Source organism: Bernardetia sp. MNP-M8 (assembly GCF_037126285.1).
In the GTDB taxonomy this organism is placed as follows: domain Bacteria; phylum Bacteroidota; class Bacteroidia; order Cytophagales; family Bernardetiaceae; genus Bernardetia.
This window is the reverse complement of record NZ_CP147012.1, coordinates 3,042,477-3,069,270: the sequence shown is the minus strand read 5'-3', so window position 1 is coordinate 3,069,270 and position 26,794 is coordinate 3,042,477. Positions and strand designations below refer to the sequence as shown.

The window sequence follows — 26,794 nt, the reverse complement described above, 5'->3', positions numbered from 1 at the left end:
TTTCAAAATTACTCAAAAATGATTTAAAAGTTTCCAATTAAATATATTTTTTATTCCTTGACTTCTCTTTAGATTTTACATAACACAAAAAAATACCTTCTATGAAATCAGATATCGAAATCTCTCGTCAAAGCAATCTTTTACCTATTTCTGAAATAGCTAAAAAGGTAGATATTCCGACAGAAGAATTAATTCCCTACGGAAAATACATTGCCAAGTTGCCTTTAGATTTACTTGATTTCAAAAATAACTCTGATAAAAAAGAATCAAACTTAATTTTAGTGACAGCCATTACACCTACAAAAGCAGGAGTAGGAAAAACCACAACTTCAGTAGGTTTGGGACTAGGATTAGCACAGATTGGAAAAAAAGCTATTGTAGCACTTCGTGAGCCTTCTTTAGGTCCTTGTTTTGGCATGAAAGGAGGTGCAGCAGGAGGTGGTTATGCACAGGTTTTGCCGATGGAAAATATCAATTTGCATTTTACTGGCGATTTTCATGCGATTACTTCAGCAAATAACATGATTGCAGCCTTATTAGATAATTATCAATTTCAAAATAGAGGTTCTGAAAATCAGCTTCGTCAAATTCTTTGGAAACGAGTTTTGGATGTCAATGATCGTTCACTTAGAAATGTAGTTACAGGATTGGGAAGCATTAGCAATGGAATTCCAACCGAAACGGGTTTTGACATTACACCTGCTTCCGAAATTATGGCTATTTTGTGTTTGGCAAATGATTTAGAAGATTTGAAAACGAGAATAGGAAACATTCTTTTAGGATATAGAGTAGGTCAAGAACCTGTTTTTGTAAAAGATTTGGGTTTTGAAGGTGCAATTACAGTGCTTTTGAAGGATGCTATTCAACCCAACTTGGTTCAGACAACTGAAAATACAGCTTCCATTATTCATGGAGGTCCTTTTGCAAATATTGCTCATGGTTGTAATTCTGTTTTGGCTACAAAAATGGCTCTTCATTTTGCTGATTATGTAGTTACAGAAGCAGGGTTTGGGGCAGATTTGGGAGCAGAAAAATTTATGAATATTAAGTGTCGTAAATCTGGATTATCTCCAAAGATTACAGTTATTGTAGCTACTTCTCAGGCTTTAAAACTTCATGGTAATGTTGCAGAATCAGAAATCAAGAAGCCAAACTTAGAAGGAATTAAAGCAGGAACAAAAAACTTAGAAAAACATATCGAAAATATGCAGTCTTTTGGTCAGTCTGTAGTAGTTGCTTTTAATAAATATGATTTTGATACTGATGAAGAAATTGAGTTCCTAAAAGAATTTTGTAATTCTAAAAATGTAAAATTTGCTATCAATAATGGGTTTTTAGAAGGAGGAAAAGGAGCAGAAGAGTTAGCTAAAACGGTGGTAGAAGTGTGTCAGAATAATCCATCAAAACCCTTAGAGTTTACCTATGAAAATGAAGACAATATAGAAATTAAAATCAAAAAAGTGGCTCAAAAAACTTATGGTGCAAATGGCATTTCACTTTCTGATAAAGCTCAAAAAATGATTTCTAAGATAAATAATCTAGGTTTCTCAAACTTTCCTGTTTGTATTGCCAAAACTCAATATTCATTCTCTGATGATGCTCATAAGTTAGGAGTTGCTAAGGATTTTACCTTAAATATTGAAGATTTAGTTATCAACAGTGGAGCTGGTTTTATCGTAGCTGTTTCGGGTACAATTATGAGAATGCCAGGGTTACCAAAAGAGCCACAAGCATTACAAATAGATATAAAAGATGGATATGTAGAAGGTTTGAGTTAGAAAAATGGTGAAATTTCCACTCATAGACTAGTAAATCAATAACTTAATCAATCTGCCTAAGTAATGTAACTTATGAGTAATCATTAGGATGTTATTTTGTAGAAGAATAAAGATAAATAAGATTGTTTTATATTTTTTTAAAGATAAATTTTAAAAAAACAGACAATTGCAGCAACAACTATTTTTTATTTTCGTACAACAAAGTGCTACAGTAAAATTTTTATAGTTATAAACTTGAAAAAAAACTAACAATCTAATATCACTATTAACTACTTTATTTTAAACAACTTACAGCCTAATGAAAAAATACATCTTTCTACAGCAAAAAGAGAATGTCACGATTGGGGCATTAATGTTACTGATAGTTATGGCTTTTGTAATGATGCGTTTGCAATATAACACAGACAAACAAAGCTCAAAATATCCAAATGCTACAACAAGCAAGGCTAAATTAACTCCATCTAATCGCACAGAAGTACCTCATTTTTTACCTGCCCTATAATATAATCATAGAAAAATAAAGAGAACAAATAATACGAATAAAACTTTACTTTAAAATAAAAAATACCGTCCTTTGAACCATCAATTAGCATTTTCTAGTTGATGGTTTTTGTTTTTATTACATTTCGCAAACTAAAAAAAATGCCTTGTTTGGTATTTTGGCGAAGCGAGACCAACAAAATAATGTACAATGAAAATAGCTTATTTATCTACTTTTTATCCGTTCCGTGGTGGAATTGCACAGTTCAATGCTCTTTTATATCGTAGTTTCGAAAAACTTGATATTCCTGTTTCTGCCTATAATTTTACTACACAATATCCTGAATTTCTTTTTCCAGGTCAGACTCAATATTCTACTTCGGAAGACAATGCAGACCAAATTCCGACACAGCGAACAATTAGTAGCATAAATCCTATTTCATATCTGCAAACGGCTTCCAAAATGTCAAAAGAAGAGCCTACTCTACTTTTGATGCGCTACTGGTTGCCTTTTTTTGCGCCTGCTTTAGGAACAGTTGCAAAAAAATTAAAGAAACAAGGAACAAAATCTATTGTCATTGTAGATAATATGATTCCTCACGAAAAGCGTTTTTTTGATGAAGCCTTTACAAAGTATTTTTTAAAAAATACTGATGCCTATATCGTCATGAGTAAGTCTGTTGAAAAAGACCTTTTAGAACGAAAACCAAATGCAAAATATATTTTCCACCCACATCCAATTTATGAGCATTTTGGAGAAAAAATAGCTAGAAAAGAAGCTCTACAAAAATTAGAACTCTCAAAAATTGAAGGAATTGAGAACAAGAAAATACTGCTTTACTTTGGATTTGTAAGAAAATATAAAGGATTAGATTTGCTTTTAGAAGCCTTTGAAAATCTTGATGATAGTTACTTTTTGATTATTGCAGGAGAATCCTACTTATCAGATAGTGAAAATAAAGAACTTCAAACTATTTTAGATAATCATCCTAAAAAACAAAATATCGATACTCGTTTGCGTTATGTTTCAGATAGTGAAGTAAATCTACTTTTTTCGGCTGCTGATGCCAATGTTTTGCCATATAGACACGCTACTCAAAGTGGAGTTTCAGCAATTGCCTTTCATTTTGAAGTCCCTTCTGTGGTTACTGATGTGGGTGGACTTCGTGATTTGATAGAGCCTTATAATGCAGGAACAATAGCCGAAAACGCCACTCCAAAGGCTATCCAAAATGCCATAGAAGAGCTTTTTAAAAATAAAAAAGATATTGATTACGGAGAAAATCTAAGAGATTTTAAAGAAAAATATTCGTGGGAAAATCTAGCGAAAAAGATTTTGGAGCTTTATGAGGAAATACAATAGAAAGAGAGTCTAATCTATCAAAAGTTAATAATCGTTAAGACTGTAAGGAAATATTCTGCCTTCGTACCTATGGGTCAAAATTAGTTAAATAATACTATGGCAGTCCAGAAACAACAAATCTTTTTAGAAAGTATAGAATCCAATCGTGGCATCATTTACAGAATCTGTAAACTGTATGAAGATGATGTTGTATTTCAGGAAGACCTCTTTCAAGAAATAGTTTTGCAGGCGTGGAAAGCATTCGGACGTTTTCGGGGAGATTCTAAGTTCTCAACATGGTTGTATAGAGTGGCTCTCAATACAGCAATTACTTATCTTAAAAAAGACAAACGAAGGGTAGAGAAAAACTCTCTTTCAATTTCTATGATATTACAAATAAAATCAGAAGAGAATGAAGAAGAAAAAGAACAAATAGAAAGTCTTTATAAGGCGATTGCTCAACTCAATAAAATCGAAAAAGCCCTAGTCATTCTTTATTTAGAAGACAAAAGTTATGAAGAGATTAGTGAAATATTGGGAATTAGTGTTTCTAATGTAGGTGCTAAACTCAGCCGAGTTCGTAATTTGCTTCGTAAACGTCTAAACCCTATACCCTCATGAATTCAGATTTAGATAATTTAAAAAAAGGTTGGAGTGCTTTTAAGAATATTTCTGAAAATGATGAAACACATACTAAAAGTCAGCTAGAAGAAATACTAAAGAAAGATTCAAACCAAATTAGTCAGCGTTTCAGAAAATTGCTTTGGAAAGAAGCTATTTTATCTATAGCATTCACTATTTTCTTTGGAGTTTTGGTGCTTACAACCCAAAATAGTTCACCACTTCTATGGGCTATCATGCTTCTAATTTATATAGTAAATTCAATATGGCTTGTCAATGTATTATACAAATTTCCTACTCCGAAGAAGATAGAATCTAGTTTAGATAATTCATTAGAAGAACAAATTAAAATAGCTAAAAAGTTTATTAAAATTTATATCAAATCAAATATCATCCTAGCTGCTCCTTGTACGCTTATTGGATTTTTGGCAGGAATTCAATTCACAAAAGACAAAAATTTACTTCTTTATTTTGAAGAATTAATTCAGAATGAAAATTATACCAAACTTTCTATTTATATCAGTGTAGCAATAGTTTTAGCTGTTTGTATAACTTTTTTTATCAAAAAGGCAATTCTTTGGTATGTCAAAGAAAATTACGGAAAGTATCTAGAAAAGTTAAATGTCCTGAAAGCTCAACTTTCAGAATAAACATTTCCTCTACAAACAACTGTTCTCAATCAATTTTACAAATTCAATTTATTTATCAATTAACTCAATCAAAAAAATGAAAAATCAAAATTCAACAATTTCAATCGCTCAAAAAAGCAGTTTCAAAGTCATTTTTAGTGCAATCACTTTTACTTTCCTAGTACTTATTTTTGCACTTTCTAGCTTTACTAATTCTGTTGAAAATGTAAAAAAAGAACCTAATACTTTACTTTGGAAAATATCGGGTAATGGGCTACAAAAGTCATCTTATTTATTTGGTACTATTCATATAATCTGTGAAGAGGACTATTTTATCCCAAAAGGATTTGAGGAAGCACTGCAAGAAGCACAACAAATTGCTTTAGAAATAGACATGGATGACCCTAATCTAATGACAAGTATGCAACAACTTTCTGTAATGCCAACTGGAATGCACCTAAAGCAACTTTTGACAGAAGAAGAATACAATACAGTAGCTCAATTTTTTATAGATTCTTTAGGTATTCCTAAGCAGCAGTTTGAAATGATGGGAGTAATAAAACCTATGATACTTTCTTCTATGACTATCCAAAAAGTTATTACTTGTTCTACAACTAAAACGTATGAAACAGAAATAGTAACAAAAGCTACTGAGATGAAAAAAGAAGTGGTGGGAGTAGAAACTATTAAAGACCAATTTGATGCCTTTGACAAAACCTCTTTCAAAGAGCAGGCAAAAATGCTTTATGATGGCATTGCCAAATTTGATGAAGGAAAGGAAGTATTTAACAAACTTATGGCTGCTTATAAATCACAAAGTGTAGATGATACATACGCAATGATAAAAGAGGGTTCAGAAGAATACAAAAATTTTGAGCAAGATCTTTTGATTACAAGAAACGAAAATTGGATACCTGTAATGAAGGAAATGGCAGAAGAAAAATCTACATTTTTTGCTGTTGGAGCAGGACACTTAGGAGGCAAAAAAGGTGTCATTCAACTTCTGAAAGATGCTGGTTATACACTCACTCCTGTACAATAATTTAGAAATTAAAATCTAATAACAAGCAGCTAATTTTTCTAGGAAAGGTTAGCTGTTTTGTGTTTATAGCTTTCTTTAAAGTTTCGACAAAAACTCATTATTACAGCCTTTATTGGTGTTTTAGCGTAGCGACACCAACAAATACATGCACAAAACCTATTCTTAAACAATTTCATTGTAAGCAGTCCAAAATCTATTAAGAACCTAAAAAATTATCTTTTCCCCAAATAAAGGTTAAATAGTCTAAAATAAATCAGACAAAGACGGCAATAAAGAAGATGTTAGAAGGGATTTGAGTTATTTAAAAATAAATAAATGCTATATTTGTAATTATGCAATTTAGCCTTTGGTAAATACTATATTCTTCCGAATATTATTTATACTTAAAAAAAGTAGCTCAAACTAACGACATATTATATATGAAACTAAAACAATTACTATTTGTACAATTAATCACTGTTATTTTCTTTGGTACAGGATTTTTTCATACCGTTTTTTCTCAAACCAGTGAAGAAAGATTAGTTTATTTTAAAGATAAAAATGGAACATCTTTTTCAATTAGCCGTCCTTTAGAATTTCTTACTCAAAAGGCAATTGATAGAAGAACTAAACAAGGAATTTCTATCACAGAGCAAGATTTACCTGTCAATATTGATTATATCAATCAGATAAATAATTTGGGGGCAACTGTAAGTCATGGCATAAAATGGTTTAATGCAGCTATCGTAACGGCAGATGAAGATACCTTCACAGAAATAGAAAACTTAGCTTTTGTAGAAAAAGTAAATAAGATAGTTCTTCATAATGACCCAAATCGAAGAGTTAGAATTTCGGCAACTTGTGAAGTACAAGCCACAGAAGAAGAGATTTGTCAAGAATTTGAAGTAAATAAAATAGCAGAAATAAAAGACACAGAAGAAAATTTTGATTACGGTAATTCTTTAGCTCAAATTCAGATGTTAGGTGTAGATAAGATGCACGAACAAGGATATTTGGGGCAAGGAATTCATATCGCTGTCTTAGATGGTGGCTTTATTAATGCAAATACACTTTCTGCTTTCTCTCATGCTGATATTCCTTTTGTTTATGATGTAGTTGGAAATGGCAGAAATGTATATCGTACTTCTGATCACGGAACTAAAGTTCTTTCTACAATGCTCTCAAAAAAAGAAGGTCAAATTATAGGAACTGCTCCAGAGGCTACTTATTATCTATTTCTAACAGAAGAATTAATTCCTGAAAGACCTATTGAAGAAGCATTTTGGGCTGTTGGTGCAGAAAAAGCAGATAGTTTGGGGGTAGATATCATTCAATCTTCTCTAGGATATTATGATTTTGATGATGCAGGTTATAATTATACCCATGAAGACTTAGACGGACAAACAGCTCTTATTTCTAGAGCTGCAGAAATAGCAACTCAAAAAGGAATTGTAGTTGTCACAAGTGCAGGCAACACAGGAAATGCCCCTTGGCAAAAAATATCTTTTCCTTCTGACGCACCTTCTGTATTAGCTGTTGGTGCAGTAGATAGAAATGAAGAAAGAGCTAATTTTTCAGCATTAGGAAATTCTGCAGATGGAAGAATAAAACCTGATGTAATGGCAATGGGACAAGGAACTGTACTTTGGAATACCAATGATGAACTTACTTCTGGTAATGGAACTTCTTATGCAGCTCCATTATTAGCAGGTCTAGTAGCAGGTTTTATGCAGAAAAATCCTAATTTTACTCAAAAACAAATCATGTTTGCTATTCGCCGAGCTGGGGATAGTTACTCTAATCCAACCGAAGAATATGGTTATGGTATTCCTAACTTTCAAAGATTAAGTCAAATTGAAATTATTCTAGGAGAAGAAAATGAAGATTTAACGAGTAAAGAATCTCAAATTCGTGTTTTTCCTAACCCAGTAGCAAATAGTTTGAATATAGAAGTAGATGAAACATTATTTGTCTCTAATCAAACATTAAATCTTCAAATATATAATCTACAAGGAAAATTGATTTTGACTGATGTCTTAACTACAAGCAAAAAAGAAATTGGCTTTCCTCTTGTGCCTAAAGGGATGTATATCATAAAAGTAGAAGGACAAAATTACCAAGGAACAATCAAAATTTTGAAAGACTAATTGGAAAAAGATTTTCAGTAGTTTTACAAATTATAACAGCTAAAAAAACCTATACCATTTCTAGTATAGGTTTTTTTGTATGTTAATCTTCTTGTTGTTGGTATTCTTACCAACAAGATAACACAAAATAAATTTATGCTTCGGCAGTTTCTGATTTAGCAACTACTGAAACGAAAGAACGTTTTTTGTATCCTTTGTGAAACGTTACTTCGCCATCAATAAGAGAAAAAATAGTATGGTCTTTACCAATTCCTACATTTTCACCTACATGAAATTTTGTTCCACGTTGACGTACGATGATGCTACCTGGTTTGGCTACTTGCCCTCCCCAAATTTTTACACCTAGACGTTTACTTTCCGAATCTCGTCCATTTCGTGAACTACCGACACCTTTCTTGTGAGCCATATCTGTATTGTTTTAAAGTTTGGATTTTATTTTTTCTTTTATACGCTTATTCTAAAAAACGAACTAGATAAAATAAAAAAATTGTAAATAAATAAATTAAAACTAAATTAGAATGTCTTTAATCAAGACTTTAGTGAATTGCTGACGGTGTCCGTTTTTTGTTTTATAGCCTTTACGACGTTTTTTCTTAAAAACGATTACTTTGTCGCCTTTTACTTGAGCAAGAACTTCTCCACTCACTGAAGCCCCAGATAATTGAGGCTCGCCAATACTAACAGTGCCGTTATCTTCTACCAAAAGAACTTTGTCAAAAGTTACTTCGTCACCTTCATTTCCTTGAAGACGGTGTGTATAGATAAAACGATCTTTTTCAACCTTGAACTGTTGTCCGGCTATTTCTACGATTGCGTACATGAGATAAACTTTGTTTAAATTACAAATAGAGTGCAAACTTATCACTTTTTATTCAGAACTCCAAAGATAAGAAGATGTTTTTTGGCTTAAAACCCAATTTATTTTCAGTAAAAATCTGTTTCATTTATTGTATAATCTATTTATAAAAAAAGAAAACATTTTTAATTAAAAAGTTGTTTTACTGCTCTATCACCTACCATGATTTATTTTTATTGTCTAATTAGTTATTATTTTTTAGCTACAAAAACCATTCAAACTTGTTTTTGTGCCTTTTTTTTGGTTAAATTGTGAACTTATTCACAGAACTGTAAAAACAACTTATTTCATCTTATATTAGTAAAGGCATTTTATTATAATACACCTTCTAATAAGTAAGAATATTTTAGAACACAACTTTCAGAACAAACCCTATATTACGTATGTCACAGAACGGAAAGACAATTACAATTAACTACGAAGGAAAAGAATATGAACTCCCTCTTGTGGAAGGAACAGAAGGAGAAGTAGGTATAGATATCGGAACATTAAGAGCTACAACAGGACTTGTTACACTTGACCCTGGTTATAAAAATACAGGTTCAACAACGAGCGCAATTACATTTTTAGATGGCGAAAAAGGAATTTTGCGTTATCGTGGTTATAATATAGAAGAACTAGCAGAGAAAGCAAGTTTTTTGGAAGTAGCTTATCTTATTATCTTTGGAGAGCTTCCAGACCAAGCTTCGCTTACAAAATTTCAAAATGATGTTACTAATCATACGCTTATCCATGAAGATATGCGTAAAATATTTGATGGCTTCCCAACTACTTCGCACCCGATGGTTGTGTTGTCTTCACTTATCTCGGTTTTGAGTACATTCTATCCTGAGTCGATGAAATCTAATCGTTCTCCAGAAGAAGTATATATGTCTATCGTTCGTTTGATTGCTAAAGTTCCAACTATTGCAGCTTGGTCTTACAAAAACGAAATGGGACACCCTGTTAATTATCCAGACAATAGCTTGAATTATGGAGCACGTTTCTTGAAAATGATGTTTGCTTTGCCTACACAAGAATATGAAATTGACCCTGTAATGGTAAGTGCATTGAACAAGATTTTGATTCTTCATGCAGACCATGAGCAAAACTGTTCTACATCAACAATTCGTATTGTAGGTTCTTCATTAGCTAATATTTACGCTTCTGTTGCTTCTGCAACAAATGCTTTGAGTGGTCCTCTTCATGGTGGAGCAAATCAAGAAGTTATCGAAATGTTAGAAGCTATCCATAGCAGTGGAGCAACGATTGAAGAGTTTATGACCAAAGTAAAAAATCGTGAAATGCGTTTGATGGGATTCGGACACCGTGTATATAAAAACTTTGATCCACGAGCTAAAATCTTGAAAAAAGCATGTGATGATATTTTATCTAAAATGGGTATTGAAGATCCATTGTTAGATATTGCTAAACAATTAGAAAAAATTGCATTAGAAGATGAGTTCTTTATTGAAAGAAAATTGTATCCTAATGTAGATTTTTATTCTGGAATTATTTATCGTGCCATGAACTTACCGACAGATATGTTTACGGTGATGTTTGCTATGGGACGTTTACCAGGTTGGATTGCTCAATGGAAAGAAATGTTAGAAATGAAACATCCTATTGGTCGTCCTCGTCAGATTTATATTGGCGAAAACGAAAGAGCTTTTGTTCCTATGTCTGACCGTAAAAAAGTAGATCACGCTGACATTATTCAAGAAGATTTCGTTTAAGAAGCTAATTTTTTAGAATAAAATAAAGAAAGATAAAGCCTAAGTAAGATTGAAATATTCAATTTTAACTTAGGCTTTTTTTAGTGTTCTTAAAACAAAATTTTAAGAATAGAGGATATGAATAGAAAAAGTTGAACCTTCATTTACTTTGCTTTCCAGATTTATCTTCCAATTATGCGCTTTTATTACTTGCTCAATATAACTGAGTCCTAATCCAAACCCTTTTGTTGTATGAATATCATTACTTTGGATTCTAAAAAACTTATCAAAAACACGTTTTTGGAATTTTTTATCAATTCCTACTCCGTTATCTTTTATGGAAAGAATGAGTTTGTTTTTTGATAGTTTTAAAATAGAAATATTTATAAAAGGTTGTTTTTGATTGTATTTAAAAGCATTTTCTAAAAGGTTATGTATCATGTTCTGAAAATGAACCTTATCGGCTTTTATAAAAATTTCATTTTCTATATCTTCAAATTGAATTTTGAATGTTGGATGTTGAAAATCCTGTTTTGCCAAAATTTCTAATTCAAAACTCTGTATTGTTTCTTGAATAGTTTTTTGAAGATTGATTTTTTCTAAAGATAGAGGAACATAACTACTTCGTTCTAACATCAAAAGCTCAACAAGTTTTTCTACTTGAGAATTCAATCTTTCTGTTTGTTCTTTTACAATAATGGCATATTGATTTTTTCTTTCTTGGTTTTGTTTTTTTTCTAACTTGTTATTTTCTAATTCATTATTTATCAAAACCTTTGCAGCAATTCCCAAAATAGAAATGGGAGTTTTCAACTCATGAGTAATATTATTGATAAACTGTTTTTGAGCTTGTGAAAACTGTCTTTGTGTAATAATAAAAAACATTCCATAGACTAAAAAGAAAATTACTAATAGCAAAATGATAGATAAAAATATCCAAATATCCATTTCTGAAACAAGCTGAGAGGAAACAGAAGGAAAACGAACCCCAAAATAATAATTCTGTCCTTCCCATTTTGGAAGTTCTTTTTTGATATTTTTAGAGGCATTATTTTTTTGATTTAATGAAATATAACTTCCATATACCATTTTTTCGCTATCACAATCATAAATACCATATTCAAAATCTGTTTGAATATTTCGCTTTGAAAACTCACTTTTGAGAAAATACTCTAAAATTGCTGCATCAATTTCACAGTTTACACTAACTGTATAGTAATCACTAGAAAGCTGATTGATAGGACTTTGAGAAGGCAAAGTAGTTTTGCTATAATCAGCAATTTTTTCGGCTATATTTTGTAAAGCAACCTGTATTTTTTGTTCGTTTTGTTTTCTATTTGCATCAAATGCTCGTCGTACCCAATATATTTGAATAGAGATAATTCCAAAAATAGAAAGTAAAGCAAAAACTAGAAGGAGGGTAATTGTTCGTTTGTTCATAGAGAATACATTTTAAGCACAGAGAAATAAAGAGATAAAAGAGAAAATAAAACACATTTTTAGTTCCTTTTTATTTTGAATTTACTTCTAAATTCTGACTTCTAAAATCTAAATTTATTCCATTAACATCCCATTAACAAACCTTTGAAAGTCATTAACAGCGAGCAAAGGTGTTTTGACGTACATTTGTATAAGTTCTTGTTGCAACGACGACTTAATTTTATCAAATCGTTATTTACACTTTAAATTTTTAAAAATTATGCAAAAGCAATTTTTTGGTTTTCTTTTTACATTAGTTACACTTTCTTTTTTATTCGCTTTTTCTCCTCCTTACAATTCTATCAATTGGAAACAAACCAGTATTGAGTTTGGAAAAATTCAACATAACAAGCCTGTAACAGCAACCTATGAGTTTGTCAATACAGGTAAAACGCCAATTGTCATTCAATCTGCAAAAGGTTCTTGTGGTTGTACAGGCGTAGAATTTTCGAAAGAAGCTATTCCAGCAGGACAATCAAGCAACATAAAGGCAACTTTCAATGCTGCCAAAATTGGAGCTTTCAGCAAAACGGTAACCGTTACAATGGCTGGAGATAATGAGCCTGTTGTACTTCGTTTTAATGGAGAAGTAGTTGAGTAATTACGAATTTTCAATTACAAATTACGAATTGAATTGCTTAAATAATTTTTAATTAGCTGCGCTGAATATTCATTGCGTAATTTGTAATTGAATTTTGAACTTTATTATTGAGTTTTTGGTTTTGGGTAAGTATATAATAAAAATTATGCATAATACGAATTATTAATATTAATTTTACGTGAAATTAATATTATAGCAAACTTAATTTGCATAATTTTGGCATATACAAAATTTAATAAACACAATTTAAGTTGTAGTATTAGATTTTTCTTTTATTTATTGTCCATTAATCCAAAACTCTAAAATCATGATTGGTCGGAAAGTATTAATATTGAATGCAGATTATCGTGCAATTTCTGTTTGTAGTGTAGCCAAAGCATTTTTGCTTGTTTATCTACAAAAAGCTGAAATGGTAAACTCTGTCCCTGATGGTTTTATCCAAACAGTAAACAAATCTTTTGCAGCTCCTTCTGTTATTCGTCTGAATTCTTACGTTAATATTCCTTACAGAGGAGTGATGCTTACACGCCAAAATATCTTCAAACGAGACGCAAATCAATGTGTGTATTGCAAAAGCACAAAAAACCTTACTTTAGACCACGTTGTTCCACGCTCACAAGGAGGTAAAACATCTTGGACAAATCTAGTAAGTGCTTGTCAGCATTGTAATTCAAAGAAAAGCGATTTTAGTCTTGAAGATGTAGGTATGACATTGCCTTATAAGCCTTTCAGACCTACGTTTGTGATGTTCTTACGTGAGTTTTCTAGAATGGGAGATGAAAATTGGAAACCATTTTTACAACATGCCTAAACCATTTCTCTAAAATTCTATGAAAAACAGCTATACAAAAGAGATTTTGATTGCTTCAAATTTTATAAAAAATAAACCTTCCTAATTTCATTTTTTGATAAGTGATTTTGAGAAGGTTTTTTAATTGTATTTATTTTATAATCTTTTTCCACTGGTTTTTGTATCCATAACTGCTTTTTCTTTTTTAGCTTCTATTTGTTTTGCTAGATTAGGCAATTCTTTTTTTACAGAATTCTGCATTTGAGAGACCTTTTTAGGAGTTGGGTCTAACATTACTCTATTTGCCAACCATTTACTTGCATCTGATAATTGTTCAAAAACTTGTACTTTATATTGCCCTTGGCTATTTTTATTCAAAAACATTTCTAGAGAAATATTTGAAAAAAGGTCATTTCCTGTATTGATTGCCCAGTAAAACACTCCTGCTTCTATTGCACGAGGAGTCCAGTCATTAGTAAGCCAGTCATTTGCTTCATTCCAAGGTCCTACAATCTGACTATGATCTGCCAACACAGCAATGGCATTATTTTCTGCTACTTGTTCAATAATTTTATTATATCCTAGCTTGATGTCTTGCATACGAATAAAACCTTTCCATTGATAAAAAACCCATTGTGATTTTTCGTCATATTCTACGGTTAGACAAACAGAACCAAATTCGTTATTTACGTGATGAATCATAGCAGAGATATTTAAAAAGACTTGTATTAGTACAAAATAAAAAACAAATAATTATATTCTTATTACTAAATATAATGAAACAAAGTAAGATGTAATCTAAGATACCAAAATAGCAATTTTATGTTTGTTTTCAAAAAAGAAATCTAAAACAAAGAAATTTAATAGGTTAAATTCTGAACACTTTTTTATTACTCAAATCTTGGTTTGTATAATTTGCTCTACTTGTACTTATTCTTCTTCTGTTTCAGAAGCTGTATTTTTTGGTTTTCTACCTCTTTTTTTTGCTACTTTAGTTTCTGTTTCTACTATTTTTTTTGGTTTTGGTCTAGTAAAAACCCATTCTTTATCCGTAGATATTTCTGCATCAAATTTATACCCGTCTTCATTATATAATTTTAATTTGCTAGGTTGTTTGATTTTGTTTTGAATAATATAACGAGCCATTGTTCCTCTTGCTTTCTTGGCATAGATAGCCACTGTTTTTAACTCTCCATCCTTTTCTTCTTTAAAAATAGGTGTTATAGTTTTTAGTTTAAAATGTCTATTGATAATTGCTTTAGCGTATTCTTGAGAAGCCAAATTAATCATAACCTCATCTGGATAACGAGTATTGAAATAATCTGTCAAAAATTTTCCCCAAAACTCATATAAGTTTTTTCCTCTTGGTGTCTTCAAAGGCGTTTTCATTTCCAAACGGTAAGGTTGAATCAAATCAAAAGGACGCAAAATCCCATAGAAACCTGAAAGGATACGCAAATTATCTTGTGCAAAATGCAACTCTTCATCTGTAAGTGTATCCGAATCTAAGCCTGAATAGACATCTCCACGAAATGCCACAATTGCCTGCCTATCATACTTTGGATCAAATGGAAATTGTATATCTTGAAAACGATTATAGTTTAAAAAAGCTAGTCTTTCACTGACTTGCATTACCTCCTGTAATTCATCAATTTCCTTTTGTTTAATCGCATCTAAAAGTTCCTTGGTATCTAACATAAACTCAGGCTGAGTCTGCATATCAGTCCGATTTTCATTTTCAAATTCTTGTGTTTTGGAAGGCGAAAGTATAACAATCATACGTATTTATTTTGTGAGTAGTAAGAAGGGAAATTTAGTTTTCTTATTTTTGCAAAAATACATAATTTCTAAACTGTAATGTGTTTGACACAAAAAATCAGATTATTTAATTAGTATTTATTGACCTTTTTTAACAAAAAAGCAGAAAATAATTTTATATTCAAAACATACACCAAACTTAATTCAAATTATTATGCGTCAAAAAATTGTGGCAGGAAACTGGAAAATGAATCTTACTAAAGAAGAGGCACAAAGTCTTACTTCTGAAATTGTAGGGATGAGTAATGACGAGCTAGGAACAAATCAAAAAGATGTAAAACTTATTCTTTGTCCTCCTTTTATCCATATTTCTACTATAAAGTCTCTTTTCAAAAACTCAAAAAACATCCATTTGGGAGCGCAAAATGTAGCTTCTCAAGAAAATGGAGCTTATACAGGAGAAGTTTCGGCTACTATGCTTTCTTCCTATCAAGTGGAATATGTAATTATCGGACATAGCGAAAGAAGACAATATTTTAAAGAAACAAATCAAGAAATTGCTCAAAAAATTGATTTAATTTTTTCTAATAAAATGCTTCCAATTTTTTGTTGTGGTGAAACACTAGAACTTAGAGAAGAAGGAAATCATATTGATTTTATAAAAAAACAAATTTCAGAAAGTCTTTTCCATTTATCGTCTTCTGATTTTGAAAAGGTAGTAGTTGCTTATGAGCCTATTTGGGCAATCGGAACAGGCAAGACTGCTTCTAGTGAACAAGCACAAGAAATTCACGCAGAAATAAGAAAACATATTTCGACAAAATACGGAAAAGAAATTGCTGACAAAACCCCAATTTTATATGGTGGAAGTTGCAAACCAAGTAATGCAAAAGAACTTTTTGCTTGTCCTGATGTAGATGGTGGACTTATTGGAGGTGCTGCACTAGCATCAAGAGATTTTGTAGAGATTGCTAAGTCTTTTTAAGTAGTAAGTAATTGATATAATTGTTTACTGGCATGTTAAAGCACCAATAAAGACCTTTTTTTTATAAAGTAGGGTTTTATAAATCCTACTTTATAGAAAAATAAACTACACTAAAACACAGCATAAACTGGTTGTTTATAGTATCAATAATAGCCTATCCTAACTATTTCTACTTGATTTAATTGGTAAAAAATGCACATCCACAAAATATCCAATCAAAAACATATTCATTTTCTAAAAAAACTATGAAATCCATTATTGTCGTACTTCTGTCCTTTTTTCTGTTTTCTTGCTCTTCTAAAAATAAACAAATTATTTCTAGATTAGATAAAATTGAAAAGATAGAAGTTTATCAATCATCTACTAAAATTGAAATGCAAGATGATTTCAAAGAGAAGTTTATGGTAGAAGTAAAGAAAGCAAAAAAAGCAAAAGTTGTGAAATTTATGAAAACACATCAATTTTTGATTTACAAAACAGATAATACAATTGATACATTATACACAAATGGAAAAGCATATCAGATGCAAGGGGATTGGTTTAAAGGAAAATATTTTATAACCAAAGAAAATCTAATTGATAAGTACAAGAAATAGAAAGGATAAAATCTTGACTTGCTAAGACTTGCTAATTTTTCTGTAACTTTGCTTAGTAGAATAGAAAAAACGATGCCTCGTTGACGGTTCAGACCTCAACGACGGTTTATAAAAACATACAGCATGATAGATTTCATAAAAGACTTAAACGAAAAGCAGCAATTAGGCGTACTCAAAACCGAAGGCGCATGTTTATTGATTGCAGGAGCAGGTTCGGGCAAAACTCGTGTCTTGACGTATAGAATAGCTAATTTATTAGAAAACGGAACTGCTCCTTGGCAAATCTTGGCTCTTACTTTTACCAACAAAGCAGCCAAAGAAATGCGTGAGCGTATCGAAAATTTGGTAGGAACGACAGGCAGAGATTTGTGGATGGGAACTTTTCACTCTATGTTTGCTCGTATTTTGCGTCATGATGGCGATAGATTAGGCTACCGTCAAGGTTTTAGTATTTATGATACAGATGATTCGAAGTCTTTGATAAAAAATATCGTCAAAGAAATGGGAGTAGATGACAAAATTTATGCAGCAGCAGCCATGTATAATCGAATAAGCAGTCTCAAGAATGCCCTTATTTCTCCCCAAGAATACAATCAGAATGCAGAGTTTTTGTCGGAAGATGCAATGGCAAAACGTCCACATTTTGGAAAAATTTATCAAACGTATGCAACTCGCTGTTTTAAAGCCAATGCAATGGATTTTGATGATTTATTGTATCAAACCTTTGTACTTTTTCGTGACCATAAAGATATTCTACACAAATATCAGCATCGTTTCAAATATATTTTGATTGATGAGTTTCAAGATACAAATATTGCTCAATACAAAATTATCAAAAAATTAGCTGCCGTAAACCTCAATATTTGCGTTGTGGGAGATGATGCACAGAGTATTTATGCGTTTCGTGGCGCAGATATTCGTAATATTTTGAATTTTGAAAGAGATTATCCAGACTTAGAAATTATTAAATTAGAGCAAAATTACCGTTCTACCAAAACAATTGTAGAGACTGCCAACAAGATTATAAAAAACAATAAAAATCAGATTCCAAAAAATGTTTGGACAGAAAATATTGCAGGAGAAAAAATAGAATTAATTAGAGCTACATCAGACCAAGAAGAAGGACGAATAATAGCAGGAAATATTTTTGAAACGAGAGCGCAAAAAAATGCTAGACTAAACGATTTTGCTATTCTGTACCGTACCAATGCACAGTCCAGAACAATGGAAGAAGCACTACGAAGACTAAATATAAAATACAGAATCATTGGTGGACTTTCATTTTATCAACGAAAAGAAATTAAAGATATGTTGGCATATTTTCGTTTGGCTGTCAATCCAGAAGACGAAGAAGCGTTAAGAAGGTCAATTAACAATCCGAAAAGAGGAATCGGAAACACAACCGTCCTGAAAGTCTTTTTGGCATCAAGAGAAAATAATGTTCCTCTTTCGAAAGTAGCTCGCCACGCATCAGCTTATTTAGGAAAAGGACGAGCAGGAACAAGTGTAGAAAAATTTGGAGAACTTGCCGAAGCATTCCGAATTATTGCCTCTGAAAATGATGCTTTCACAGCAGCAAAATATATAGCTCAACATTCAGGAATTGTAAAAGCACTTTTTGATGATGAAACCTTAGAAGGAAGAGCAAGATATGAAAATATTCAAGAGCTTTTGAATGCAACACAAGAATTTGTACAAAACAAACTCAGTGAAGCTACAACAGAAGAACCTGATACTTCACTTTCACTTTTTTTACAAGAAGTTGCACTTTTATCTTCTGTCGATCAAGCCAGTGAAGATGAAGATGCTGTTACGATGATGACTATTCACGCAGCCAAAGGATTAGAGTTTGAGTATGTTTATTTGGTTGGAATGGAGGAAGAACTTTTTCCTTCTTCAAGAATGATAACTTCGCAGCAAGATTTGGAGGAAGAACGTCGTTTGTTTTATGTTGCTGTTACTCGTGCAAAAGAACGCTTGACACTTTCGTATGCTTTACAGCGTTATCGTTTTGGTAGTTTTAATTCGTGTGAACCTTCACGTTTTTTGTTTGAGATTGACCAAGAATTATTCAATGCTCGTTCTCGTTCCATTCAACGAAATAACCCAAATCACATGACCAATTTTATGCGTCATCGTGCTGCAAAAGAGAAGGAAAAAGACACAGAGACAACAAAAACAGGCAGTAATTTAAAACCTCTTAGTTCTATCAATAATGCTCCTTTTGTTTCTAGCAAATCAGAAGATATTGTAGAAGGAATTAGAGTAGAACATCCAAAATTTGGTTTTGGAACAGTCAAAAAAATTGATTCTTCGACAAGTGGAAAACGTGCCATTATTGGTTTTGATACCGAAGGCGATAAAACACTTATCTTGAGTTTTGCTAAGTTGAGAGTGGTTGAGGAGTAATTTATGTTTTTTTCTACGACAAAGATTTCTAAGAAATAAGCAGCCTTCAACTATTTTTTTTAATTTTGTAAATAATTTTGATTAATCAGTTAGAACACACTTTTATAAAAAAATAGAGAAATGGGAAGAGCATTTGAATATCGCAAAAAAGCCAAATTTGCACGTTGGGGCGCAATGGCTCGTAACTTTACAAAAGTAGGAAGAGAAATTGCCATTGCAGTAAAAGAGGGAGGAGCAGACCCAGACACAAATCCACGCCTAAGAACGGCAATGCAAAATGCAAAAGGCTTCAATATGCCAAAAGATAGAGTAGAAGCTGCTATTAAAAGAGCTTCCTCAAAAGAAGATGGCGATTTTGAAGAAATTGTATATGAAGGTTATGCTATGCACGGAATTCCTGTAGTGGTAGAATGTGCTACCAACAACTCAAACAGAACAGTTGCTATGGTAAGAATGCACTTCAATCGTTGTGGAGGAGCTTTAGGAAAAACAGGCTCATTAGAATTTATGTTCGATAGAACTGGAGTTTTCGAAATTGAAGCCGACAAAGTAGATATGGATGAGCTAGAACTTGACTTCATTGATGCAGGTGCAGAAGACATCTCAACAGAAACTATCGAAGTAGAAGAAGGCGTAGAACAAGAAATTATTGTTATTCATACCAAATTTGAAGACTTTGGACAGATGCAAAAATTCTTAGATGAAAAAGGCATTGAACCAAAAAAATCAAATATCCAGCGTATTCCAAAAACAACTCAAAAACTTAATGATGAGCAAGAAGAAGAAGTAATGAAACTTATAGACAGATTAGAAGAGGAAGATGATGTTCAAGAAGTATATCATAATTTGGAATAAAGTAAGAACAAGAATTTTATTCGTATAAAATAAAGAATAAAAATTTAAACCTCTCTAAAAATAGTATATTTTAGAGAGGTTTTTTTTATAGACTACAATATAACTTTTTTTTATTATTCTGTATTGATGTAATATAATTTATCCTCTCTTGTCAAAAAAAGGCTATAAAAGCTCAAAAAAGCATTTTTACATCAAAATTTAATAACGAATCTCTTTATTTAAAGACGTACTATTTAAGCGAATAAATATAAATATTTTGTTTAGCAAAAAGTATAATCTTATATTTGTTCATTCATAAAAGTTTGTTTTTACACTCTTATCAAAATTATTATTTACAGAAGATATTTATTTTCTCTCACCATTCTCATCTATATTCATGAATAATTTACTGCTCTCATTTTTGGGTAAGAAAAAAGCAGCCCTAGTTTTTACTTCTCTACTTTTTCTTACTTTATTCTTTGTTGGCTTTGCTACAAACTCAGCATATAGCCAAGCATTCCGTACCACTTGGGTAACTGATGATGGAACAATTACAATTCCTACAACTGGAACAGGATATAATTATGATATTACTTGGACAAATCTAACCAATACAGGAGTAAATGAAGGCTCTGCAACAGGGAGAACAGGAAATTATACCATTACAGGATTAGAAAATAATAGCACGTATGAGATAGCTATTAGTGGAGATTTTCCTCGTATTTATATGAACGATGGCAGTGAGACTTTCAAGCTAAAAACTATTGAAGAATGGGGAGATATTATTTGGGCTTCCATGGAAAGTTCTTTTTTGCGTTGTAGAAATCTTACTCACAACGCTACTGACATACCTGATTTAAGTAGAGTGACAGATATGAATGCTATGTTTGCTGGTTGTAGTAGTTTTAATGGAGATATTAGAAACTGGAATACACAGAATGTTACTGATATGAGTGCTATGTTTGCTGGTTGTAGTAGTTTTAATGGAGATATTGGAAACTGGAATACGCAGAATGTTACTGATATGAGTGGGTTATTTTCTTATGCAATATCCTTCAATCAACCCATTGGCAACTGGAATACAGAGAATGTTATTGATATGAGTTCTATGTTTTATAATACAGATAATTTCAATCAACCTATTGGGAACTGGAATACAGAGAATGTTACTGATATGAGTTTTATGTTTTCTTTTGCTACTTCTTTCAACCAAGATATTGGAAACTGGAATACGCAGAATGTTACAAATATGACTGAAATGTTTAGTCTGGCTACTTCTTTTAACCAAGATATTGGGAACTGGAATACAGAGAATGTTACAGATATGAGTATAATGTTTAATCGTGCTACTTCTTTCAATCAAGATATTGGTAACTGGAATACACAGAATGTTACAAATATGAGTTCTATGTTTTCTGTTGCTACTTCTTTCAATCAAGATATTGGTAACTGGAATACGCAGAATGTTACCGATATGAGTTCTATGTTTGTTCGTGCTACTTCTTTCAATCAAGATATTGGAAACTGGAACACACAGAACGTTATTGATATGATTGAAATGTTTGCTCTAGCCACTAATTTCAACCAAGATATTGGAAACTGGAATACACAGAATGTTACAGGTATGAGTATAATGTTTGCTCTAGCTACTAATTTCAACCAAGATATTGGAAACTGGAATACGGATGCAGTAACAGATATGAATTATATGTTTTCTGACGCAACTAATTTCAATCAAAATCTTGGAAACTGGAATATTAGTAATGTTACAAATATGAGCAATATGCTAGATAATTCAGGTCTAAACACAGCCAATTACGATGCAACACTTATAGGATGGGCAGCTCAAAATGTAAAACCAAACATAAACTTAGGAGCAGCAGGACTTACCTATTGTGCAGGACAAGCAGCAAGAAATACACTTACTTCTGCACCAAATAACTGGACTATTACAGGAGATGTCCTTATGTGTCCTACGCCAGAAATAAATCTACAAGGAAACGGAATTGATATTGCAAGTAATGATATTACACCAAATATCAATGACAATACAGATTTTGGAAATGTAGCTACTTCTAGACTTATTACTTATACCATTCAGAATACAGGAACAGGAGACTTAACCATTTCTTCTATTGTTATAAGTGGTGCAAATGCTAGTGAATTTGTACTAAATCCTCTTACTTTTCCTCTTACCATTGTAGCAGGAAATACAGCTAATTTTGATATTATTTTTACCCCTACTGGTTCAGGAACAAAAACTGCAACTATTACTGTTAATAATACTGATTCTGATGAAGGTACTTATAACTTTGCTATTAAAGGAACAAGTCCTACTAGTGTACCAAATGATTTTTTTGTAAAAACTACAGGAGGAGATGATACAAATGGAGGAACGAGTTTTACCGATGCGTTTGCTACCCTAGAAAAAGCATTATCAATAGCTAATTTTGGAGATAAAATCTATGTCGCAAAAGGTATTTATAACCCTACTAGGCAGGTTGATGTTAACATGGTCGCTGGGGCAGATATTCATAAAGTTACCTTTCAAATTCCAGATGGAGTAGAAGTCTATGGAGGTTTTGCAGGTAATGAAATAGAAATTACACAAACTGTTTTAGATGCTCGTAACTTCATTACCAATACTACTATTTTGAGTGGAGATTTAAGTAGAAATGATGCTGTTACAGGTACTTTTCCTAATTTGGTATATGAAAACTATACAGATAATGCTTACCACATAGTTTATACAAAAAATGTTTCTTCTGCCACAAAAGTAGATGGATTTACTGTTAAAGGTGGGAATGGGATAAGTGGTACAGGCTGGTACAATGATGGAAGTGGTTTAGGAAATAGCTCTAACCCAACATTAAAGAATATTATTTTTTCTCAAAATAATAGTATAGCAGTAGGAGGAGCAATGTATAACCATGGATATCAAGGTGTTAGTAGTCCACATCTAACCAACTGCTTTTTCTTTCAAAATAAGTCTTCTGTTGGAGGAGCAATGCATAATAATGGGTCATTTATTGGTAGTGTCAGTATCCCAACTCTAACAAACTGTTCATTCTCTCAAAATTACGCATCACATTCTGGAAGTGCAATATATAATGATGGATATTCTGATGGTACTAGTGGTGTAAATCTAACAAACTGTTCATTCTCTCAAAATCATGGGGAATACCGTAAAGGAGCAATTTTCTTTGCTGCAACAGAAGGAAATACGTTTGCTCAAATAATAAATACTATTTTTGATAAAAACGATGTACACATAGCATATGATGGTGTAGATGCAAATCAAGATATTAAATTTATTAACTGTACTTTTACAGGAGCAACAGAAGCTGCTATAGAAATTGATCGATGGAGTTCAAGCAATATACCTATTAATTTTAGTAACTGTATTTTTTGGAATAATACAGCTATGAAAATTGGAGGAGGAGGAACAGCTACATTAGCAGTAACATACAGCATTATAGAAAATAATACTTACACAGGTATAGGAAATATAAACCAAAACCCACTATTTGTAAATACAACTACTGGAGATTTGCGTCTTCAAGATGGTTCTCCTGCTCTTGATATGGGAAGTAATGCAGCTATAAACTCTACTGGTGTTACTATAGATTTGGCTGGAAATGCTCGTATTCAAGGTACTACTGTAGATATGGGAGCGTATGAAAAAGCCATAAATTTATCAGAAATAAATCTACAAGGAAACGGAATTGATATTGCAAATAATGATATTACACCAAATATCAATGACAATACAGATTTTGGAAATATTCTAGCTTGTAATTCAAATACAATAGTCAAAACATTTACTATCCAAAATACAGGAACTGCTCCTTTAACAGTTAGCAACTTAATTATTACTGGAACAAATGCTTCTGATTTTGCTTTAAGTGGATTGCCTTCTTTTCCTTTTGATATTGCAGCAAATAATAGTCAAACTTTTACAATTACATTTAATTCTGTAACAGGAACTCGCACAGCAAACATCGAAATTACAAATAGTGATACTGATGAAAATCCTTATACCTTTGCAATACAAGCAATAGGAACAGCCGATACACAAGACCCAATTACTCCAACTTTATCAGATATTACTGCACAATGTGAAGTTACTTCTATTACTGTTCCAACTACAACAGATAACTGTGCAGGAACAATTACAGGAACAACAGCGCAAACATTCCCAATCACAACACAAGGAACAACAGTTGTAACTTGGACTTTTGATGATGGAAATGGAAATATAAGTACAGCAAATCAAAATGTAATTATCACAGATACACAACTTCCAACTATTACAGCACCATCAAATGTTACAGCAAATACAGATTTAGGAATTTGTACAGCTTCAAACGTAACTTTAGGTACTCCAACAGGAACAGATAATTGTACAACACCTACATTTACAAATGATGCTCCTTCTGTTTTTCCTATCGGAACGACAACCGTAATTTGGACAGCAGATGACGGAAATGGAAATACAGTAACAGCAAATCAAACTGTAACTATTTCAGATGCAAAAGAAATCAATCTTGTAGGAAATGGAATTTCTATTGCAGACGGAACGACTACAACATCAACAACTGACAATACAGATTTTGGCAATGTTGGTACTTCTAGGACAATCACTTATACACTAGAAAACACAGGGACAGAAAATATAACTATTACTTCTATTACCAGTAATAATACAGATTTTGTAGTATCTACAATTCCTACTACGGTTTTAGCAGGTTCTACTTCTACATTTGATGTTACTTTTTCTGCTGCTAATTTGGGACTGTCTTCTGCAATTATTACTATAAATAATACTGATTGTGATGAGTCTGTTTATGACTTTGCCGTTCAAGCAACAAAAATAAATGTAACTCCACCACCACCTCCAGCACCAATAGAAGCAAATCTAAAATTAAATGCTGTTGCCGTTTCTAGCACACAAATAAATTTGGATTGGACTCTTAATACACAAGCTACTTCTTATTTGTTATATAGAAATGAACGTTTTGTAGAACAAATTTCATCAACTACCGATACCTATTTTGATGAAAATCTAACGCCAGATACATTCTATCAATACAAACTCATGGCAGTAATTAATTCTATAAATTCTTTACCTTCTGCTGATAATGAATGGACATTACCAGAGCAACCTATCTTAGTTTCTCTTGGTTCTGTTTGTGGAAATGGTGGTAAACCCAATATAAAACTAACAGCCACAGGAAGTATTTATAGAGTTTATAATCAACTAACAAATGGCACTTTGCTTTTAGAAAGCTTTGATGATAATTTTGAGTTACCTTTTACAAATCAAGATACTATTTTTTATGTTTCTGTTGTAGGAAATAGTAGAAAAGAAAGTGAAAGACTTCCTGTAAATGTAGAGATACAAACTCCTTTTGAGTCTGTTATCTTGGGAGAGAATACTCAAAGTAGTTGTACTAACTCTCTGCTTTTAGAAGCTAAATTAGTGGAAAATGCTGATTCTTACACATGGTTTAGAAATGGAGTGCGAGTAAATACAGGAAGAGAATTAATAGCTTCTTTTTCAGGAAATTATCAATTACGCACCACAAAAGGGAATTGTAGCTATATGTCGGAAGAAATAAAAGTTCTTTTGAATCAAAGTCCTAAAGCACAAATTGAGCAAAATCAAACAACTATTTTTTGTGCTAATGGAATTCTAAATGCTATCCAAACTTCTCAAAATGATATGTTAAATGCTACTTATCAATGGAAATTTAATAATTCAGTTGTAGGAAACAATCCTAATTTAGAGATTTCAGAAGAAGGAATCTATTTACTTATTGTTAGTACAGCAACTTGTATAGATAGCACTTCAATTGAAGTAATCATTACAGAAAAACCACAAATTCCAATTCTAGCAGTTACAAAAGACAGTATTTGTAAAAATAATGAAACTACAATTTCTGTTGAAAATATAGAAAATGGAATTACTTATCAATGGTTTAGAAATGGCAGAAACTTATATCAAAATGCTTCTTCTATCACTACAAATCAAAAAGGAGAATATCAAGTACGAGCAATTTCTATTCAAAATGGTTCTTGCAATTCGGTTTCTAATTCCATTCAAATCAGTCATTTTGCCGATTTTGTTGTCTATCTAAGAAAAAATCAAAACAGAGAATCTATTTTTGTAGAAACAGCAAACTCTCAAAGTCAAATTACAAATGTAGAATGGTATTTTGAAGGAGAATTAAACCCTCAATTAGGCAATAACATAGAAATTACACCAACAGAGAAAGGGTATTATTCTGCAAAAGTAACCAATCAAAACGGATGTATTTTCCAAACAAGAGTAGCTTACTTTTCTCCCAAAATCATTACAGGAGAACAAGACCTAAAAGTAGGTACTTTTAAAATCTATCCAAATCCTAGTAATGGAATATTCAAAGTTCAGTTTGAAACTGCTTTATCAGAAAATACAGAAGTAACTATTTTTGATGGAATTGGCAGAAAAATACATACACAAACTTTTGAAAAAGGAAATCAAGAATTTGTAATTGACGTAAAAAATCAATCGAAAGGAATGTATTTGATTAATTTCAACCAAAATGATAAAGTTTATTCGAAGCAGATTATTATTGAGTAATTTCCAACTCAACTAAATGTCGAATTTTTAAAAAAACCCTATCAAAAAAAATATTTTTGGTAGGTTTTTTTGACATCAATCAAAATATTAAAAAAAAAGAATGTTTATCTTTGTTCTGTATTATTATTTATTCAAATAAAAAACTTAAA

General features: G+C 31.8%; 20 protein-coding genes. 15 read left to right on the top strand and 5 right to left on the bottom strand.

Annotated features, from left to right (window positions below; genetic code table 11):
- Positions 1–101 precede the first annotated feature (101 nt).
- From V9L04_RS12545 to V9L04_RS12515, 7 genes are all read left to right on the top strand, one after another.
- A complete protein-coding gene (locus tag V9L04_RS12545; protein ID WP_338790156.1) occupies positions 102–1,778 on the top strand; it encodes a formate--tetrahydrofolate ligase in 1,677 nt (558 codons plus the stop codon).
- A gap of 352 nt (positions 1,779–2,130) precedes the next feature.
- A complete protein-coding gene (locus V9L04_RS12540; RefSeq protein ID WP_338790155.1) occupies positions 2,131–2,280 on the top strand; it encodes a hypothetical protein in 150 nt (49 codons plus the stop codon).
- Between the two features lie 189 nt (positions 2,281–2,469).
- Positions 2,470–3,621 carry a glycosyltransferase gene (locus V9L04_RS12535; protein WP_338790154.1) on the top strand — a complete coding sequence of 384 codons (1,152 nt, stop codon included), beginning with the start codon at positions 2,470–2,472 and terminating at the stop codon, positions 3,619–3,621.
- A 96-nt stretch (positions 3,622–3,717) separates the two neighbouring features.
- Entirely contained in the window at positions 3,718–4,221 is a 504-nt protein-coding gene (locus V9L04_RS12530; protein WP_338790153.1) for an RNA polymerase sigma factor, read from the top strand.
- Complete coding sequence (locus tag V9L04_RS12525) at positions 4,218–4,871, top strand: hypothetical protein (RefSeq protein ID WP_338790152.1); 654 nt, start codon at positions 4,218–4,220, stop codon at positions 4,869–4,871. Before V9L04_RS12530 ends, V9L04_RS12525 begins: the two co-directional genes overlap by 4 nt.
- Before the next feature lie 76 nt (positions 4,872–4,947).
- Positions 4,948–5,892 carry a TraB/GumN family protein gene (locus V9L04_RS12520; RefSeq protein ID WP_338790151.1) on the top strand — a complete coding sequence of 315 codons (945 nt, stop codon included), beginning with the start codon at positions 4,948–4,950 and terminating at the stop codon, positions 5,890–5,892.
- Positions 5,893–6,311: 419 nt separating this feature from the next.
- The gene (locus V9L04_RS12515; protein WP_338790150.1) at positions 6,312–8,018 is read left to right on the top strand and encodes a S8 family peptidase; all 1,707 of its coding nucleotides are present in this window, start codon (positions 6,312–6,314) and stop codon (positions 8,016–8,018) included.
- A 133-nt stretch (positions 8,019–8,151) separates the two neighbouring features.
- Here the strand turns inward: V9L04_RS12515 and rpmA are convergent, their stop codons facing one another.
- Positions 8,152–8,424 (bottom strand): 50S ribosomal protein L27, encoded by a 273-nt coding sequence (gene rpmA / locus V9L04_RS12510; protein ID WP_338790149.1) that lies wholly within the window; start codon positions 8,422–8,424, stop codon positions 8,152–8,154.
- Between the two features lie 102 nt (positions 8,425–8,526).
- Entirely contained in the window at positions 8,527–8,838 is a 312-nt protein-coding gene (gene rplU / locus V9L04_RS12505; RefSeq protein WP_338763361.1) for a 50S ribosomal protein L21, read from the bottom strand.
- Positions 8,839–9,257: 419 nt separating this feature from the next.
- On the opposite strand from rplU, the gene V9L04_RS12500 reads away from it, so the two are divergent.
- The gene (locus V9L04_RS12500) at positions 9,258–10,589 is read left to right on the top strand and encodes a citrate synthase (RefSeq protein ID WP_338790148.1); all 1,332 of its coding nucleotides are present in this window, start codon (positions 9,258–9,260) and stop codon (positions 10,587–10,589) included.
- Positions 10,590–10,691: 102 nt separating this feature from the next.
- Here V9L04_RS12500 and V9L04_RS12495 read toward each other — a convergent pair whose 3' ends face one another.
- Positions 10,692–12,008 carry a HAMP domain-containing sensor histidine kinase gene (locus V9L04_RS12495; RefSeq protein WP_338790147.1) on the bottom strand — a complete coding sequence of 439 codons (1,317 nt, stop codon included), beginning with the start codon at positions 12,006–12,008 and terminating at the stop codon, positions 10,692–10,694.
- Between the two features lie 259 nt (positions 12,009–12,267).
- Between V9L04_RS12495 and V9L04_RS12490 the strand changes: the two genes are divergently transcribed.
- Both V9L04_RS12490 and V9L04_RS12485 read left to right on the top strand, forming a co-directional pair.
- On the top strand, positions 12,268–12,648 hold the full coding sequence (locus V9L04_RS12490) for a DUF1573 domain-containing protein (protein ID WP_338790146.1): 381 nt from the start codon (positions 12,268–12,270) through the stop codon (positions 12,646–12,648).
- Positions 12,649–12,958: 310 nt separating this feature from the next.
- Positions 12,959–13,459 (top strand): HNH endonuclease, encoded by a 501-nt coding sequence (locus tag V9L04_RS12485; RefSeq protein ID WP_338794200.1) that lies wholly within the window; start codon positions 12,959–12,961, stop codon positions 13,457–13,459.
- Positions 13,460–13,594: 135 nt separating this feature from the next.
- Here V9L04_RS12485 and V9L04_RS12480 read toward each other — a convergent pair whose 3' ends face one another.
- Entirely contained in the window at positions 13,595–14,140 is a 546-nt protein-coding gene (locus V9L04_RS12480; protein ID WP_338790145.1) for a hypothetical protein, read from the bottom strand.
- Between the two features lie 228 nt (positions 14,141–14,368).
- Complete coding sequence (gene yaaA / locus V9L04_RS12475; protein ID WP_338790144.1) at positions 14,369–15,217, bottom strand: peroxide stress protein YaaA; 849 nt, start codon at positions 15,215–15,217, stop codon at positions 14,369–14,371.
- Positions 15,218–15,410: 193 nt separating this feature from the next.
- Here yaaA and tpiA point away from each other — a divergent pair, with 193 nt between their 5' ends.
- The 5 genes from tpiA (at position 15,411) to V9L04_RS12450 (ending at position 26,645) form a co-directional block, all read left to right on the top strand.
- Positions 15,411–16,181 (top strand): triose-phosphate isomerase, encoded by a 771-nt coding sequence (gene tpiA / locus V9L04_RS12470; RefSeq protein WP_338790143.1) that lies wholly within the window; start codon positions 15,411–15,413, stop codon positions 16,179–16,181.
- Between the two features lie 245 nt (positions 16,182–16,426).
- On the top strand, positions 16,427–16,777 hold the full coding sequence (locus V9L04_RS12465) for a hypothetical protein (RefSeq protein ID WP_338790142.1): 351 nt from the start codon (positions 16,427–16,429) through the stop codon (positions 16,775–16,777).
- 123 nt (positions 16,778–16,900) lie between these two features.
- Positions 16,901–19,186 (top strand): UvrD-helicase domain-containing protein, encoded by a 2,286-nt coding sequence (locus V9L04_RS12460; RefSeq protein ID WP_338790141.1) that lies wholly within the window; start codon positions 16,901–16,903, stop codon positions 19,184–19,186.
- Between the two features lie 120 nt (positions 19,187–19,306).
- Entirely contained in the window at positions 19,307–20,041 is a 735-nt protein-coding gene (locus tag V9L04_RS12455; protein ID WP_338790140.1) for a YebC/PmpR family DNA-binding transcriptional regulator, read from the top strand.
- Between the two features lie 376 nt (positions 20,042–20,417).
- Positions 20,418–26,645 carry a BspA family leucine-rich repeat surface protein gene (locus tag V9L04_RS12450; RefSeq protein ID WP_338790139.1) on the top strand — a complete coding sequence of 2,076 codons (6,228 nt, stop codon included), beginning with the start codon at positions 20,418–20,420 and terminating at the stop codon, positions 26,643–26,645.
- Positions 26,646–26,794: the final 149 nt, after the last annotated feature.